At 69.5% G+C, this 15,178-nt stretch carries 12 protein-coding genes and 1 tRNA gene; 2 read left to right on the forward strand and 11 right to left on the reverse strand.

Going from position 1 to position 15,178, the window contains the following annotated elements:
* Positions 1-49: 49 nt before the first annotated feature.
* From pknB to ABJI51_RS19780, 7 genes are all read right to left on the reverse strand, one after another.
* Positions 50-2,029: a Stk1 family PASTA domain-containing Ser/Thr kinase gene (gene pknB / locus ABJI51_RS19750; RefSeq protein WP_348952520.1), complete on the reverse strand. Its 1,980-nt coding sequence runs from the start codon at positions 2,027-2,029 to the stop codon at positions 50-52.
* Positions 2,026-3,333, reverse strand: coding sequence for a serine/threonine-protein kinase (locus ABJI51_RS19755; RefSeq protein WP_348952521.1), 1,308 nt, complete (start codon positions 3,331-3,333; stop codon positions 2,026-2,028). Before ABJI51_RS19755 ends, pknB begins: the two co-directional genes overlap by 4 nt.
* Positions 3,334-3,336: 3 nt before the next feature.
* Positions 3,337-4,803, reverse strand: a complete 1,467-nt coding sequence (locus tag ABJI51_RS19760; protein ID WP_348952522.1) for a peptidoglycan D,D-transpeptidase FtsI family protein — start codon at positions 4,801-4,803, stop codon at positions 3,337-3,339.
* Complete coding sequence (locus ABJI51_RS19765) at positions 4,800-6,287, reverse strand: FtsW/RodA/SpoVE family cell cycle protein (protein ID WP_348952523.1); 1,488 nt, start codon at positions 6,285-6,287, stop codon at positions 4,800-4,802. The genes ABJI51_RS19760 and ABJI51_RS19765 overlap by 4 nt, the downstream gene beginning before the upstream one ends.
* Positions 6,287-7,678 (reverse strand): PP2C family protein-serine/threonine phosphatase, encoded by a 1,392-nt coding sequence (locus ABJI51_RS19770; protein ID WP_348952524.1) that lies wholly within the window; start codon positions 7,676-7,678, stop codon positions 6,287-6,289. The genes ABJI51_RS19765 and ABJI51_RS19770 overlap by 1 nt, the downstream gene beginning before the upstream one ends.
* Positions 7,675-8,136 (reverse strand): FHA domain-containing protein FhaB/FipA, encoded by a 462-nt coding sequence (locus ABJI51_RS19775; RefSeq protein ID WP_348952525.1) that lies wholly within the window; start codon positions 8,134-8,136, stop codon positions 7,675-7,677. Before ABJI51_RS19775 ends, ABJI51_RS19770 begins: the two co-directional genes overlap by 4 nt.
* A 100-nt stretch (positions 8,137-8,236) precedes the next feature.
* The gene (locus ABJI51_RS19780) at positions 8,237-9,460 is read right to left on the reverse strand and encodes an FHA domain-containing protein (protein WP_348952526.1); all 1,224 of its coding nucleotides are present in this window, start codon (positions 9,458-9,460) and stop codon (positions 8,237-8,239) included.
* Positions 9,461-9,590: 130 nt separating this feature from the next.
* Between ABJI51_RS19780 and ABJI51_RS19785 the strand changes: the two genes are divergently transcribed.
* Positions 9,591-9,673: transfer RNA gene (locus ABJI51_RS19785), tRNA-Leu, on the forward strand.
* 216 nt (positions 9,674-9,889) lie between these two features.
* Here ABJI51_RS19785 and ABJI51_RS19790 read toward each other — a convergent pair.
* The 4 genes from ABJI51_RS19790 to ABJI51_RS19805 form a co-directional block, all read right to left on the reverse strand.
* Positions 9,890-10,177, reverse strand: coding sequence for a helix-turn-helix domain-containing protein (locus tag ABJI51_RS19790; protein ID WP_348952527.1), 288 nt, complete (start codon positions 10,175-10,177; stop codon positions 9,890-9,892).
* 109 nt (positions 10,178-10,286) lie between these two features.
* A complete protein-coding gene (locus ABJI51_RS19795) occupies positions 10,287-10,526 on the reverse strand; it encodes a type II toxin-antitoxin system RelE/ParE family toxin (RefSeq protein WP_348952528.1) in 240 nt (79 codons plus the stop codon).
* A 69-nt stretch (positions 10,527-10,595) separates the two neighbouring features.
* A complete protein-coding gene (locus ABJI51_RS19800) occupies positions 10,596-11,327 on the reverse strand; it encodes a S1 family peptidase (protein ID WP_348952529.1) in 732 nt (243 codons plus the stop codon).
* 109 nt (positions 11,328-11,436) lie between these two features.
* A complete protein-coding gene (locus ABJI51_RS19805; protein WP_348952530.1) occupies positions 11,437-11,811 on the reverse strand; it encodes an FKBP-type peptidyl-prolyl cis-trans isomerase in 375 nt (124 codons plus the stop codon).
* Positions 11,812-11,951: 140 nt separating this feature from the next.
* On the opposite strand from ABJI51_RS19805, the gene ABJI51_RS19810 reads away from it, so the two are divergent.
* Positions 11,952-15,170 (forward strand): penicillin acylase family protein, encoded by a 3,219-nt coding sequence (locus ABJI51_RS19810; RefSeq protein ID WP_348952531.1) that lies wholly within the window; start codon positions 11,952-11,954, stop codon positions 15,168-15,170.
* Positions 15,171-15,178: the final 8 nt, after the last annotated feature.

The following is a 15,178-nucleotide window of genomic DNA, read 5'->3' on the forward strand; positions in this document are numbered from 1 at the left end:
GCGAAAAGGCCCGCACGGCGAACCGTGCGGGCCTTCTGCGTGAGACCTCTCAGCCCCCAGAGGGGGTTGTCGTCGGTCCCGTCGGGAACGGGAAGCCGCTGTTTTCCGAGACGCCCACGGTGATGGTCTGATCCTTGGAGATCTGCGTGCCCGGCGGCACGCTCTGCTTGGTGACCGTGCCCTCGGGCTGCTTGCTGTTCTTGTCAGCCTGCTGCTTCAGGGTGCCCGTCCAGCCCATGCTCGCCAGCTTGTCCTGTGCCTCGTCGACGGTCATTCCGACCAGGCTCGGCATCTGGATCTGGTTGGACGAGGTGTCCGGACCGGTCGACACCGTCAGCGTGATCAGGCTGCCCACCGCCACCGAGCCGCCGTTCGGTTGCTGGGTGATGATGCTGTCCTTCGGCACCGAATCCGATGCCTGGTCGACCCGCTTCGTCGTGAAGCCCAGGGCTTCCAGCGCCGTCTTCGCCTGCGAGTACGGCTTGCCGGTGTAGTCGGGGACCTGCTTCATCTGCTTCGACTTGGCCACCCTGATGTGCACGGTGCTGCCCTGGTCGACCGTCGAACCCGCGGGCGGGGTCTGCGACTGCACCAGACCGGCCTGGCTCGGGTCGTCGACCTCGACCTCCTCGACGCTCGTGTCGAGGACCAGCTTCGCGTCGGTCAGGGCCTGCTGGGCCTGGTCACGCGTCTTGCCCTTGAGGTCCGGCACGTTGGCCTTGCCCGGCGCGACACCGACGGTCAGGGTGATCTTCGTGTCCGTCGCGACCGAGACGCCGACCGCCGGGTCGATCTTGATGACCCGGTTGATGTCGTCCTGGGTGCACGACGGGTTGCCGTCGGTCGCCGGGACCGAGCAGGTCACCTGCTTCTGCTCGATCGTGCCGTTGAAGCCCTTGCTGTTCAACGTCTCCCGCGCCTGCGGCACCGTTTGGTGCAGCACGTCCGGGATCGCCACCGTGGTCGGGTCGTTGCTCTTGAAAGCGTTCGACAGCCACATGATCAGCAGCACGGAACCCAGCACGAAGATCGCGGCCAGGACAGCGAAAATCGTCCGGCGGCGGCGCTTGGCCTTCGGGTCCTCGTCGTCCGGCTCGCTGTACTCCTCGTAGCGCTGCGGCTGCCGCCGGTCGGCGTTCATCACCTGCGTGCGCTCGTCCTCGGACATCACCATCGGCGCCGCCGGGCGCTGGCCCGAAAGCGTGCGCACCAGGTCCGACCGCATCTCCGCCGCCGACTGGTAGCGGTTCGCCGGGCCCTTGGCCAGTGCCTTGAGCACCACCGCGTCCAGCTCCGGGGCCACCGCCGGGTTCACCGACGACGGCGGGTTCGGGTCCTCCCGGACGTGCTGGTAGGCGACCGCGACCGGGGAGTCCCCGGTGAACGGCGGCTCGCCGGTGATCAGCTCGTACAGCACGCACCCGGCGGCGTAGACGTCGGAGCGGGCGTCGACCGACTCGCCGCGGGCCTGCTCCGGCGACAGGTACTGGGCCGTGCCGATCACCGCGGCCGTCTGGGTCATCGAGGCCTGGCCGTCGTGCATCGCGCGCGCGATGCCGAAGTCCATCACCTTGACCGCGCCGTTCTTCGTGATCATCACGTTGGCCGGCTTGACGTCGCGGTGCACGATGCCGTGGCGGTGCGAGAAGTCCAGTGCCGCGCAGACGTCGGCCATGACCTCCATCGCCCGCTTCTGCGACATCGGGCCCTCGGTCTTGACGATGTCGCGCAGCGTCCGGCCTTCGACGTACTCCATGACGATGTACGGCAGCGGACCGAACTCGGTGTTCGCCTCGCCCGTGTCGTAGACCGCGACGATGGCCGGGTGGTTCAGCGCGGCGGCGTTCTGCGCCTCGCGGCGGAAGCGCTCCTGGAACTGCGGATCCCTGGCGAGGTCGGCACGGAGGATCTTGATCGCGACTTCCCGGCCGAGACGCACGTCGTGGCCGTGATGGACCTCGGACATGCCTCCGTAGCCGAGCGTTTCGCCCAGCTCGTACCGGTTGGAGAGCAGTCTGGGTGTGCTCATCTCTGGATGCCGTTCCATTCCGTCCAAGGTGTGGTCATGATGCCTTGCCGGCCATCGTCGGTCGTGCCGGGACTGTTCGCCGCGTCGGTCGGCTGCTCCCCGGGCGGCTGTCTGCCCGGGACCACCTGGCCGGTCGGCTGGCCACCCTGCGTGGGCGGGCCGGAGCTGCCGATCATCTTCGCCACCAGCACGATGCCCGCCACCAGGACAACGAGCAGGATCGCCGCGAGAAGCGCCCACCAGCCCCACTGCGACTTCTTCCGGTGGGCCGGGACCATGGCGGGCCGCACCGCGGGCCGGGACGGCGGGCCGATGGCCACCATCGGGTTCACCGCGGGGGACGGCGGGCCGGGCGGCATCGGCTGCTGGGGCGGGGCCAGCTGCGGCTGGACCGGCTGCTGCGGCACCTGCACCTGCGGCTGCTGGCCGGTCGCGTACGCGGCGTTGACCACCCCGGACGGCGCCGGGAGCGGCAGCCCGGCGCGGACCGCGGCGACGGCGGCCGCAAACTCGCCGCCGTTGTTGTAGCGCTGCCGCGGGTCCTTGACCAGCGTCGCCTCGATCACCGCGCGCGCCGCGGGCGGCACGTCCGGCGGCAGCGGTGGCGGGAGGTCGCGGATGTGCATCATCGCGACCGTCACGGCGTTCTCGGACAGGAACGGCCGGTGCCCGGCGAGGCATTCGTACCCGCACACCGCCAGCGAGTAGACGTCGGACGCCGGTTCCGCCGGGTGCCCGAGCGCCTGCTCCGGCGCGATGTAGTGCGCGGTGCCCATGACCATGCCGGACCGGGTGACCGGGGCCGCGTCGGCGGCCTTCGCGACCCCGAAGTCGGTGATCTTCACCTGGCCCGCCGACGTCACCAGGATGTTGCCCGGCTTGACGTCGCGGTGGACCAGGCCCTGTTCGTGCGCGGCCTGCAGCGCGTTGCCCGCCTGCTCGAGCATGTCGAGCGTGAACTCCGCCGACAGCCGCCCGTGCTTGGCCAGCAGCCCGGCCAGCGGGTCGCCGTCGACGAGTTCCATCACCAGGTACGCGATCGACAGGTCGCCGTCGAAGACGGTTTCGCCGTAGTCGTGGACGGCGGCGATGCCCGGATGGTTGAGCGACGCCGTCATCCGCGCTTCGGTGCGGAAGCGGTGGAGGAACTCGGCGTCGCCGGAGAGCTCGGCCTTGAGGATCTTGACGGCCACGGTCCGGTCCAGCCGGGTGTCGCTGGCCTGCCAGACCTCGCCCATCCCGCCGACGGCGATCCGGTTCGTCAGCTTGTACCGCTCGGCCAGCAGCTGACCCGAGGACAGCATGGGCTAACCACCCCCGAGCTTGGCGTTGATCGCCGCGCGGCCGATCTCGGCGGCGACCGTGCCGCCGGTGGCCGCGAGCCCGCGGTTGCCGCCGTCCTCGACGATGACGGCGACCGCGATCTGCGGGTCGTCGGCCGGGGCGAAGGCGGTGTACCAGGCGTGCGGGAAGGTGTTCTTGGAGTCCGTGCCGTGCTCGGCGGTGCCGGTCTTCGACGCGATCTTGATGTCGGCGCGCTTGCCGCCGCCCTTGGTGAAGCCTTCGGAAGCGATCATCATGTCCTTGAGGATCGCGGCGTTCGACGACGACAGCGCCGGGGTGCCGGTGAGTTCGGTGGGGCTGTAGTCCTCGATGGTCGACAGGTCCGGCGCCAGCACCGACTGCACCAGCTGCGGCTTCATCGCCATCCCGCCGTTGGCCACGGTGGCCGCGAGCAGGCAGTCCTGCAGCGGCGTCAGGCGGACGTCGCGCTGGCCGATGCCGCTCTGGTAGAGCGCGTCCGGCGAGTCGAGCGCGCCGACCGTCGACGTGGCGACCTTCATCGGCACGGTCAGGTTGGCCTGCCCGATGCCGAAGTTCGCCGCCGTCTTCTTGAGCTTGTCCGCGCCGAGCTGGCCGGCGAACTGCGCGAACGGCACGTTGCAGGAGTGCGCGAGCGCGTCCTTGAACGTGTTGCCGGGGCAGGCCGCGCCGGCGTAGTTCTCCAGCGTCTTGCTGCTGCCGGGAACCTTCGTGTTCGGGGCGGTGTCGACCTGGGTGTCCGGGCCCTTGCCGTCCTCGAGCACGGCCGCCGCGGTGACCAGCTTGAACGTCGAGCCGGGCGGGTAGGTCTCCGAGATCGCCCGGTTCAGCATGGGCTTCTTGTCGTTCTTGATGTTCGCGTTCCAGGCGTCGGTCTGCGCCTTCGACGTGTGCGCGGCCAGCTGGTTCGGGTCGTACGACGGGGTCGACACCATCGCCAGGATCCGGCCGGTCTTCGGCTCCATCGCGACGACCGCGCCGGTGTAGTTCTTCTGCGTCATCAGGTCGTACGCGGCCTTCTGCACGGCCGGGTCGATGGTCAGCCGGACGTTGCCGCCGCTCGGGTCGCGGCCGGTGACCATGTCCGACAGCCGCCGCACGAACAGCCGCGGGTCCGAGCCGTTGAGGACGTCGTCTTCGACCTTCTCCAGGCCGCCTGCCCCGTAGTTGATCGAGTAGAACCCGGTGACCGGCGCGTACAGCGGGCCGTCGGCGTAGGTCCGGATGTACTTGTACTTGTCGTTCGACGGGTTGACGCTGGCCAGCACCTCGCCGCCGGGCGCGACGATCTTGCCGCGCTGGCGCGCGAACTCGTCGTAGAGCACGCGCGCGTTGCGCGAGTCGGTGCGGTAGTCGTCGGCCTTGACCACCTGGATGTAGGTGGCGTTCGCCAGCAGCAGGACGACCATGACGAGCATCGCCATGCCGACCTTGCGCAGCGGGGTGTTCATGCCTGCGCGCCCCCGTTCGACGGCGGGCGCTGCACGAGCACGGTGTGCGCTTCCGCGATCGGCGCCTGCGGCTGCTGCTGCGGCTTCGGGCGGGTGGCGGGCTTGCGGGCCGCGTCGGAGATCCGGAGCAGCAGCGCGACCAGGATGTAGTTCGCGAGCAGCGACGAACCACCCTTGGACAGGAACGGGGCGGTGATACCGGTCTCCGGGATGAGTTTCGTGACCCCGCCGACGACGACGAAGATCTGCATGACCATGGTGAACGCGAGCCCGCCGCCCAGCAGCTTGCCGAACGTGTCGCGCACCGCGAGCGCGCTGCGCATGCCGCGCATCGCGACCAGCAGGTACAGCATCAGGACCGCGGCCAGCCCGATGAAGCCGAGCTCTTCGCCGATCGACGCGGTGATGAAGTCGGTGTTGGCCTCGGGCACCATGTCCGGCCGCCCGGCGCCGAGCCCGGTGCCGCCGACCCCGCCGGTGCCGAGCCCGAACAGGCCCTGCGCGAGCTGGTAGCCGCCGCCCGCCTGGTCGTAGGTGGCCAGCGGGTCCAGCCAGTTCGCCACGCGCTGCTGGACATGCTTGAAGAGGTTGTAGGCGATGATGCAGCCGACCGCGAAGAAGCTCAGGCCCAGCACGACCCAGATGACCCGCTCGGTCGCGACGTACAGCATCACCAGGATGACGCTGAAGAACAGCAGCGACGTGCCGAGGTCCTTCTCGAACACCAGGATGCCGATGCAGGCGAACGCGGCGATGAGGATCGGGCCGAGGTCACGGGCCCGCGGCAGCTCGACGCCGACCAGCTTCTTGCCCGCCACCATGAACAGGTCCCGCTTCGACACCAGGAACGAAGCGAAGAAGATCATCAGCAGGATCTTCGCGAACTCGCCCGGCTGGATCGAGAAGAACGGCAGCTTCAGCCACACCTTGGCGCCGTTGACCTCCGACAGGCTCGACGGCAGCAGCGCGGGCAGCGCCAGCGCGACGATCCCGACCAGGCCCGCGGTGTAGCCGTAGCGGGTCAGCGTGCGGTGGTCGTTCACCACGATCAGCACCACGACGAAGAACACCAGCGAGATCACCGTGAACATGACCTGCGCGGTGACCGCGGGCGTGTAGTCCCGGCCGTTCTGCGCGGCGCGCTCGGCCAGTGCCAGGTCGATCCGGTGGATCATCACCAGCCCGATGCCGTTCAGCAGCGCGACACAGGGGAGCAGCACGGGATCGGCGTAGGGCGCCCACTTGCGGACCGCCAGGTGCGCGCCGGTCAGCACGCCGAGGTAGGCCAGGCCGAGCCAGAGGATCGACGCGGTGAGCTCCTGCTCCTGGTTCGCCTCCACCAGCACCAGCGCGACGGTGACGATGAACGTGGCGAAGCCCAGCAGCACCAGCTCGGTGTTGCGGCGGGTCGGGACCTCGCGCGGCGGGTTCGTCTGGAACTGCGCGGCGAGCGGATCGGCCGGACGCGCGACGGGCTGGCTCATCAGTTACCGCCTCCCGTCGTCGGTGCCGTCGAACTCGGCGTCGAGCAGTCCCTCCCCGCTGGCTGGTTCGCCGACGACGGGGCAGTCGAGCCGGCCGGAGCCGACGGGGTCGTCGTCGGCGTGGCCGAGTTCGCCGGGTTCGGCTGGCCACCCGACGGCGCGCAGTTGTTCAGGCGCTTGTGCAGCTGCAGGAAGTCGTCGATGTACTTCCGGGCGTCGTCCAGGCTGTCCTTCTTGACGCCGTTCTGCACCGCCAGCCGCGCGTCCTCCTGGAGCTGGGTGACGCGCAGCTTGTCCGTGCACACCTGGTTCGGCGGGCAGGAACCCTGCTCGTAGGTGTGCAGGTCGATGCCGAGGATGCTGCCGGGGACGCCGCGGTAGATCACGACCTCCTGGTCCGCGCCCTCGCCGACATAGTACTGACTCAGCACGAAGTAGCGGGTGGCGATGGCGGCCGCGGCGAGCACCACGAGCACGACCAGCGCCCCGGCCAGCCAGCGGAACCGTTTCCGGCGCTTGGCCTTCGGGTCTTCGGTCGGCTGCGGCAGCTCCGGGCGCGGCGGCGGAGGCGGCTGCGTCAGCGCCCTGGCCCGCGCCGCGGGCGAGTCGCCCTGGTGCCGTTCGTCGCTGCCGTCCCCGGCGGCGCCGCCCACGATGGGCGCGTCCTCGCCGAAGTCGACGTCGACCACGTCGGCGATGATCACCGTGACGTTGTCGGTGCCGCCGCCCTTGAGCGCCAGCTCGATCATCCGGTCCGCGCACTGCTGCGGGTCCGGGATCTGCACCGCCTCGGCCAGCGTCTCGTCGCTGACCATGCCGGACAGGCCGTCGGAGCAGATCAGGTACCGGTCGCCGGCGCGGGCCTCGCGCACGGTCAGGCTCGGCTCGACCTCGTGGCCCGTCAGCGCCTTCAGCAGCAGCGACCGCTGCGGGTGCACCGCCGCCTCTTCCGGCGTGATCCGGCCCTGCTCCAGCAGCTCGTTGACGAAGCTGTCGTCCCGCGTGATCTGCGCGAACTGGCCGCCGCGCAGCAGGTACGCCCGCGAGTCGCCGACGTGCACCAGCCCCAGCCGGTTGCCGGCGAACAGGACGGCGGTCAGCGTCGTGCCCATGCCGTCCAGGTCCGGGTCCTGCGAGACCAGCTCGGCGATCGCGGCGTTGCCGTTCGCCACCGCCTCGCGCAGCTGGGCGAGCAGGTCGTCGCCGGGCTCGTCGTCGTCGAGCGGGGCGAGCGAAGCGATGACGACCTTGCTGGCCACTTCACCCGCCGCGTGCCCACCCATGCCGTCGGCGAGCGCGAGCAGGCGAGGGCCGGCGTACACGGAGTCCTGGTTGCTCGAACGCACCAGGCCCCGGTCGCTGCGGGCTGCGTAGCGGAGGACGAGAGTCATGGGCGAAGCTCGATCACCGTCTTGCCGATCCGGATGGGAACTCCGAGCGGGACCCGGAGCGGTGCAGTGACCTTAGCCCGGTCGAGGTAGGTCCCGTTCGTCGAGCCCAGATCTTCCACGTACCAGTCCTCGCCACGCTGCGAAATCCGGGCGTGCCGGGTCGACGCGTAGTCGTCGTCGAGGACCAGCGTCGAGTCGTCGGCACGGCCGATCAGGATCGGCCTGCCGTCCAGCGCGATCCGCGTCCCCGCCAGCGCGCCGTGGGTCACCAGCAGCTGCTGCGGCGACTTGCTGTTGCGCGGCTTCTTCTCCTTCTTCCGCCCGAAGGCCGGCACCTGGACGCGCATGCCCGACGCCGCGTAGAGGTCCGAGCGGACCACCCGGAGCGCGGCGAACACGAAGAGCCAGAGCAGCACGAGGAAGCCCACCCTGGTGAGTTGTACGACCAGCTCTGGCACTTGGTGTGTCCGCTCCCGACTCTTCCGCGCAGCCGCGACGCGGGTACGCCGCAGTCCCCCCGCACGTCAATTCTGCGGGAACAGTATTCCGTGTCCCGAGTCAGCCCTGTGTACGGAACACCAGGGACGAATGCCCCACCCGGATGACGTCGCCGTCGGCGAGCTGCCAGGTCTGGACCGGAGTGCCGTTCACGGTGGTGCCGTTGGTCGAGCCGATGTCGGCGAGCGTCGCGCTCTGGCCGTCCCAGGTGATCTCCAGGTGGCGGCGCGAGACACCGGTGTCCGGCAGGCGGAAGTCCGCGTCCTGGCCACGGCCCACGACGTTCCCGCCCTGCTTCAGCGAGTACGTCCGGTTCGAGCCGTCGTCCAGCTGCAGGCTCGCCGAAAGCTGGCGGCCCGGCGCGGGCGGGGCGTACCCACCCTGCTGCCCGTACGGGTCACCGGCAGGCTGGCCGTACGCCTGCTGCCCGTACTGGTCGTACCCGCCACCCTGCTGCGGCTGGCCGTACTGGTCGTACCCGGGCTGCTGGTAGCCGCCCTGGTCGTACCCACCACCCTGCGGCTGGCCGTAACCCTGGTCGTACCCGCCCTGAGGCTGCGCGTACCCACCCTGGTCGTACCCGCCGCCCTGCGGCTGGCCATAGCCCTGGTCGTAGCCGCCGCCCTGGGGCTGCGCGTACCCGCCCTGGTCGTAGCCACCCTGCTGCTGGCCGTACTGGTCGTACCCACCGCCCTGCTGCGGCTGCCCGTACTGGTCGTAACCGCCCTGCTGGCCGTAACCCTGGTCGTACCCGGGCTGCTGGCCACCCTGCTGTCCGTAGCCGTACTGGCCCTGCTGGCCGTACGGGTCACCCTGGTCGTATTGGCCGTAGCCGGGGGGCTGGCTCATTGCTGGGTCTCCTGCGTTGCTGGGTCGTGCCGACCGCGGTGAACCGGCGCCTGAGGGGCGGGCGTCGGGATCGACGGACGAACGGGTCTTGAACTGTCCAGTATGCAGCGCCTCGTTGCGCTCGAGTGATACGACGACGTCACCATAGGTGTCCAGGCCCTGCGCGGCGAGGTGTTCGGCCACCGCCTTGGCCAGCACCTGGGTGACGCGCTGCTCGTCACCGGCCATGCGCTCGTGATCAGCCGCCCCCAGGGACACGATGTAGTGATTCGGGGCGAGCTGCCGACCGCCTGCCAGCTCACGAACGTTCTCCTCACTCTCCCGCTCCAGGGCGATCGCCACTTCCTGCGTGACGACGTTGCCACCGAACATGCGCGCAAAGGTGTTCCCCACCAGGTTCTCGAGGCGTCTGTCGAAACGCTCGGCGCGGCCCACCGGGGAAAACCTCCTCACACGTGTGCTTCCGCACCGATCCTATCCGGGTGAGCCAGCCTCTACACGGCCCCCGGTGAAACCCGCCGGAACGACCTGATAGTCTTCTCCTCGCTGCCGCAAGGAAGCACTCGGGCGAGTGGCGGAATGGCAGACGCGCACGGTTCAGGTCCGTGTGTCCGAAAGGACGTGAGGGTTCAACTCCCTCCTCGCCCACGCTGTTCAGGGCCGGTCGCTGACGCGACCGGCCCTTTCCCGTTGGCCCTGTATTACCCGGGGGGCCGAGCCCCCCGGACCCCCCACGGTGCGTTCGCTCCCGACCCAGCGTGGTCACCTCTGGGTCCCGTCCCGCGGGTTGGTGGCGTGGTGGGGTTGGTGGGGAATGTCACCCGTTCGGCTCTGCGTGGTGTTCGCTCTTGGCTCGGCTGGGGTTTAACAAGCTGGGGTCAGGGCGATCGACAGGCGCATCTGGAGCGCTGCCGCGATGCGCTCGAGGACCGGGAGCGTGGGGATCGTTCCGCCGGCTTCGAACCTGGCCATTGCCGACTGGGTCATTCCCGCTCGCTCCGCCAGTTCGGTCTGGGTCCAGCCTCGCTTCTCACGCAGCGTTCGGACTTCGGCTCCCAGCTCGAACGCCAGCCGGGCTGCTTCGTAAGCATGGTGGGCGCGGTCGACCTTGAGTTCCTCGCGCAGTTCGCTCCACGACGTGCGCTCGCTCATGACTCCTCCTCGTCCACCGTGTGCCGCTCGTCCTGGCAGCGGCGCAGAGCCCGAGCGGCTCGCTCCACCTCGGCGGTTTCGCGCATTTTTGTCTTGTGCCACACCGTCATCAGGACGATCCGTCTTCCCGGCGCGCGATCCAGTAGCTGATGCGCGTGGCCTGCTCGCCGAGCCAGAAACGGAGTTCGCGCAGCTTCCCGTCCAGCTGTCTCGTGTACGGCTCGCCGAGCAGGGGGCCACGCTCGGCCAAGAGGTCTATGTAGAAGGCGACGTGGTTGATCGCGTTCTCGTCCAGACCTCTCAGCCAGCCGCAGACCTCCGGCTCGAGCTCGATGGTACCCCAATCCATAGCGGCGATGCTATAGCCGTCGCTTACGGAAGGTGACTTTGGGGCTCCATTTGACTACCGAAAGTATCTCTAGGCGGCCCGGCTCTCGATCCAGTTCGCCAGCACGTCCACCCGCGACGTTGTCTCTATTCCTGCGTGGGGGCAGCCTGGGCCCGTTGCCTCCACTGCCACCAGGTGGTCTTCCGTGAAGTACGGGGCTCCTGAGTCGTAGGTGCACGCACTTGTCGTGATCTCCGGGGCCGCTCCTCGGACTCCCAGGGTTGTTGGCTCCACCTTCGCCACCGTCACCGTTCCCTGCTGGAGGTGGGTTGCCGGGGTCGGGTTTGCTGACGTCAGGCTTCCCCAGCCCGCCAGGGTCAGCTGCTGGCCGATCTTCGGGGGCGTGGTCGCCGGGGCAAGGGGTGTCACTGTGGTCACTGGGGTGTCCAGGCGGAGGAGGGCTATGTCGTTCTCCTTGGCCTGGAGGACCTCGGTGGCTTTGCGGGCGATGCCCGACTCTGTTGCTTCGTCCACCAGGCCCAGCGTCACCGTTGTCGGGTAGGGGACCTTGCCTGATACCCGGTTGCGGTGGGCGTCGTGGAAGCAGTGGCCTGTGGTCAGGATCCAGGCCGGGGCTATCAGGGCTCCGGTGCAGAAGCTGCTGTACGTCGAACCGTCCGGGCGGGGGATCTTCGTCATTGCCAGCTTGGCGACGAAGCCGAAGTGGCCCGGTGGGACGTCTGTTCCGTGGGCGACCGCCGAGGCGGCCGGGGCCGTTGTGATTGTGATCAGGGCGGCGGCGAGCAGGGCGCGCAGTCGCATTCTTCCCCTTCGTCGAGTTGTGGTCGGCGTTCGACGTTAGGGGCCTGGCCGCGCGGGGGGTATTCCCTGGCCGGGCGTCACCCGGGTGATGCCCGGCCAGGTTTTCGGTCTAGTTCACGCCGACCAGGTCGACCACGAAGACGAGCGTTTCGCCCGGCTTGATCACGCCGCCCGCGCCGCGGTCGCCGTAGGCCAGGTGCGGGGGGATCACCAGCTTGCGGCGGCCGCCGATCTTCATGCCCGCGACGCCCCGGTCCCAGCCCGAAATGACCTGGCCGGCGCCGAGGCCGAAGCGCAGCGGCTCGCCCCGGTTCCAGGACGCGTCGAACTCTTCGCCGGTCGAGTGCGCGACACCCACGTAATGCACCGTGACGGCCTTGCCGGGCGTGGCCTCCGCGCCGTCACCGACCGTGATGTCGGTGATTTCGAGGTCGGCGGGCGGTGGGCCGTCCGGGCGTTCGATGAGGGGCTTTTCCAAGGTCATGGGCCTCACCGTACCCACGCGTGAAGGGCTGCGCCGAACGGACTACGCCCAAGGATTGAAAAACGCGAAAACTCTTCACACTTCGCCTACTGCTGGGTAGCGTGCGCTTCGTCACTCTTCTGGACTGAGGGGAGCCCGGCATGCGACGTCGCATCCGCGCCCTGACCTGCACGGCACTGGGAGCCCTCGTGGCCGGGCTCACCCAGGTCGCCGTCACCGCCCCGGCCGCCGAAGCGGCCCTGTCGCCCGACGACTACTGCGGCGGGCAGTGCAGCGACATCCTGCCGCCCGGCGAGAACGGCAGCGCCACCCTCGCGGAGATCCTCGCGCACAAGGCGTTCGGGACCCGGCCGGCGCACGCCTCCGACCAGCTCGGGAAGTACTCGTCGCTGGCCAACGGCTATCCCACGCTGACCACCAGTGCCATCAACCAGTACTTCAACGACTCGTCGTTCGGTGTCCCGGCCGACCAGGTCGCGAGCACGACGAAGCCGCGTGCCGACGTGACGATCGTGCGGGACAAGGCACTCGGCGTCCCGCACATCACCGGCACCACCCGCTCGGGCACCGAGTTCGGCGCCGGGTACGCCGCCGCGCAGGACCGGCTGTGGCTGATGGACGTCCTGCGGCACGCCGCGCGCGGGCAGGTCACCTCGTTCGCCGGGGGCGCGGAAGCCAACCGCGAACTCGAGCAGCAGTTCTTCGCGAACGCGCCCTACACCGAAGCCGAGCTGCAGCAACAGATCGACCGCACCGCCGCCAGCGGCCCCCGCGGCGCGCAGGGCCTCGCCGACGCGCAGGCCTACGTCGACGGCATCAACAAGTACATCAGCGACTCCTACAACGGCCGGTACTTCCCGGGCGAGTACGTGCTGACCGGGCACGTCGACTCGATCACCAACGCCGGCACCATCGAGCCGTTCAAGCTGACCGACCTGGTCGCGCTCGCCTCGCTGGTCGGCGCCGAGTTCGGCGCGGGTGGCGGCGGCGAGGTGCAGAACGCCATCGCGAAGCTCGCGCTGCAGGAGAAGTACGGCGTCGTGCAGGGCGAGAAGGTGTGGCAGAGCCTGCGCTCGGAGGACGACCCCGAGACGGTCAAGACCCTGCACGACGGCCAGACCTTCCCCTACGGCAAGACGCCGGCCAACGCGGTCGGTCGCGCCATGCCGGACAAGGGCTCGGTCACCCCGCAGCAGCTGGTGTTCGACAAGACCGGCTCGGCCTCGACCGCGTCGCCGTCCACTGTGGACGTCGCCGCGCCCGCCGCGCTGGAGCCCGCCCGCGGGATGTTCGAAAACGGCGTGCTGCCCGGCAACATGCTGAGCGAGAAGCACGGCATGTCCAACGCCCTGCTCGTCTCCGGCGCGAAGACCGCCAGCGGCCACCCGGTCGCCGTGTTCGGCCCGCAGACCGGGTACTTCGCGCCGCAGCTGCTGCTGTTGCAGGAGCTGCAGGGCCCGGGCATCAGCGCCCGCGGCGCCGCCTTCGCCGGGCTGAGCATGTACGTGCTCCTCGGCCGCGGCCAGGACTACTCGTGGAGCGCGACGACGTCCGCGCAGGACATCATCGACACCTATGCGCTGCAGCTGTGCGACCCGAACGGCGGCACGCCGACGAAGGACTCGAACTACTACACCTACCAGGGCAAGTGCGTCCCGATGGACACCGTGGAGGTCAAGAACGCCTGGAAGCCGACCGTGGCCGACGGCACCGCGGCGGGCTCGTACACGCTGCGCAGCTACCGGACCAAGTACGGGCCGGTGCAGAGCCGGGCGACCGTCGGCGGCAAGCCGGTGGCGTACGCGGCGCTGCGGTCGTCCTACTTCCACGAGGTCGACTCGCTGATCGGGTTCCAGGAGCTCAACGACCCAACCTTCGTCAAGTCCGCCGCGGACTTCCAGAAGGCCGCCGCCGACATCAACTACACGTTCAACTGGTTCTACGCCGACTCGAAGGACATCGCCTACTTCAACTCCGGCGCCAACCCGGTCCGGCAGTCCGATGTGGACCCGAACATGCCGGTGTGGGGCGACCAGGGCCACGACTGGGTCGGCTGGAACCCGGCCGGCAACGTCGCGAACTACACGCCGGCGTCGCAGCACCCGCAGTCGGTCAACCAGGACTACTACGTCAGCTGGAACAACGCGCAGGCCAACGGCTACGCCGCCGCGGGCGCGGACAAGTCCGCCGTGCACCGCGCCGACCTGCTCGACGCCCGCGTGAAGAAGCTGATCTCCAGCGGCACCAAGGTCACCCGGGTCAACCTGACCCAGGCGATGGCGGACGCGGCACTGGCCGACCTGCGGGCCGAGCGTGTGCTGCCGCTGCTGCTGCAGGTGCTCGACAAGGCGCCGGCCACCGGCGCGGCGGCGGACGCCGAGGCGAAGCTCAAGACGTGGCTCTCGCACGGGCAGCTGCGCAAGGAGACCTCGCCCGGCAGCAAGACCTACGCCGACGCCGACGCGATCCGCATCTTCGACGCGTGGTGGCCGCTGCTCGTGCAGGCCGAGTTCAAGCCGGGTCTCGGCGACGCCGCCTACACCGCGATGACGAACGTGCTGGGCATCAACGAAAGCCCGTCCGGCTGGCAGAACGGCACCGGGCAGCACACCGGCCAGCCGCACAAGGGCTCGTCGTTCCAGTACGGCTGGTGGGGCTACGTCAGCAAGGACATCCGGCAGGTGCTCGGCCAGCCGGTGGCCGGTCCGCTGGCCCAGACGTTCTGCGGCGGCGGCGACGTCACCGCGTGCCGCCAGGCGCTGCTCGACTCGCTGACCACCGCCGCCGGCCAGGCCGCGAACACCGTCTATCCCGGTGACGCGAACTGCTCGGCCGGTGACCAGTGGTGTGCCGACTCGATCGTGCACAGTCCGCTGGGCGGCATCACGCAGGACAAGATCAGCTGGCAGAACCGCCCGACGTTCCAGCAGGTCGTCGAGTACGCCGCGCACCGCGGCGACTCCGTCGCCAACCTGTCGGCGGGGAAGACGGTCAGCGCCACCAGCGCCGAGACCGGCTTCTACTCCTCGCCCGCGGCCAACGCGATCGACGGCAACGCCTCGACCCGCTGGGCCAGCGACTGGAGCGACGACCAGGCGATCACCGTCGACCTCGGTGCGGTGCAGCAGGTCTCGCGGGTGATCCTGAACTGGGAGGCGGCGTACGGGAAGGGCTACAAGATCCAGCTCTCCCCGGACGGCGTGCACTGGACGGACGCGGCGGTGGTCACCGACGGCGACGGCGGCCAGGACAACGTCGCGTTCGCCACGACGTCCGCCCGGTTCGTGAAGCTGCAGGGCGTCCAGCGCGGCACGAAGTACGGCTACTCGCTGTACGAGTTCGAGGTCTACGCGCACTGAACCCGCCG

Source organism: Amycolatopsis melonis, from assembly GCF_040064235.1.
Classification (GTDB): domain Bacteria; phylum Actinomycetota; class Actinomycetes; order Mycobacteriales; family Pseudonocardiaceae; genus Amycolatopsis; species Amycolatopsis melonis.

Coding starts and splice junctions, on each gene's coding strand:
- pknB (WP_348952520.1), bottom strand. CDS start 2,029: ATGAGCACACCCAGACTGCTCTCCAACCGGTACGAGCTGGGCGAAACG.
- ABJI51_RS19755 (WP_348952521.1), bottom strand. CDS start 3,333: ATGCTGTCCTCGGGTCAGCTGCTGGCCGAGCGGTACAAGCTGACGAAC.
- ABJI51_RS19760 (WP_348952522.1), bottom strand. CDS start 4,803: ATGAACACCCCGCTGCGCAAGGTCGGCATGGCGATGCTCGTCATGGTC.
- ABJI51_RS19765 (WP_348952523.1), bottom strand. CDS start 6,287: ATGAGCCAGCCCGTCGCGCGTCCGGCCGATCCGCTCGCCGCGCAGTTC.
- ABJI51_RS19770 (WP_348952524.1), bottom strand. CDS start 7,678: ATGACTCTCGTCCTCCGCTACGCAGCCCGCAGCGACCGGGGCCTGGTG.
- ABJI51_RS19790 (WP_348952527.1), bottom strand. CDS start 10,177: ATGAGCGAGCGCACGTCGTGGAGCGAACTGCGCGAGGAACTCAAGGTC.
- ABJI51_RS19795 (WP_348952528.1), bottom strand. CDS start 10,526: ATGGATTGGGGTACCATCGAGCTCGAGCCGGAGGTCTGCGGCTGGCTG.
- ABJI51_RS19800 (WP_348952529.1), bottom strand. CDS start 11,327: ATGCGACTGCGCGCCCTGCTCGCCGCCGCCCTGATCACAATCACAACG.
- ABJI51_RS19805 (WP_348952530.1), bottom strand. CDS start 11,811: ATGACCTTGGAAAAGCCCCTCATCGAACGCCCGGACGGCCCACCGCCC.
- ABJI51_RS19810 (WP_348952531.1), top strand. CDS start 11,952: ATGCGACGTCGCATCCGCGCCCTGACCTGCACGGCACTGGGAGCCCTC.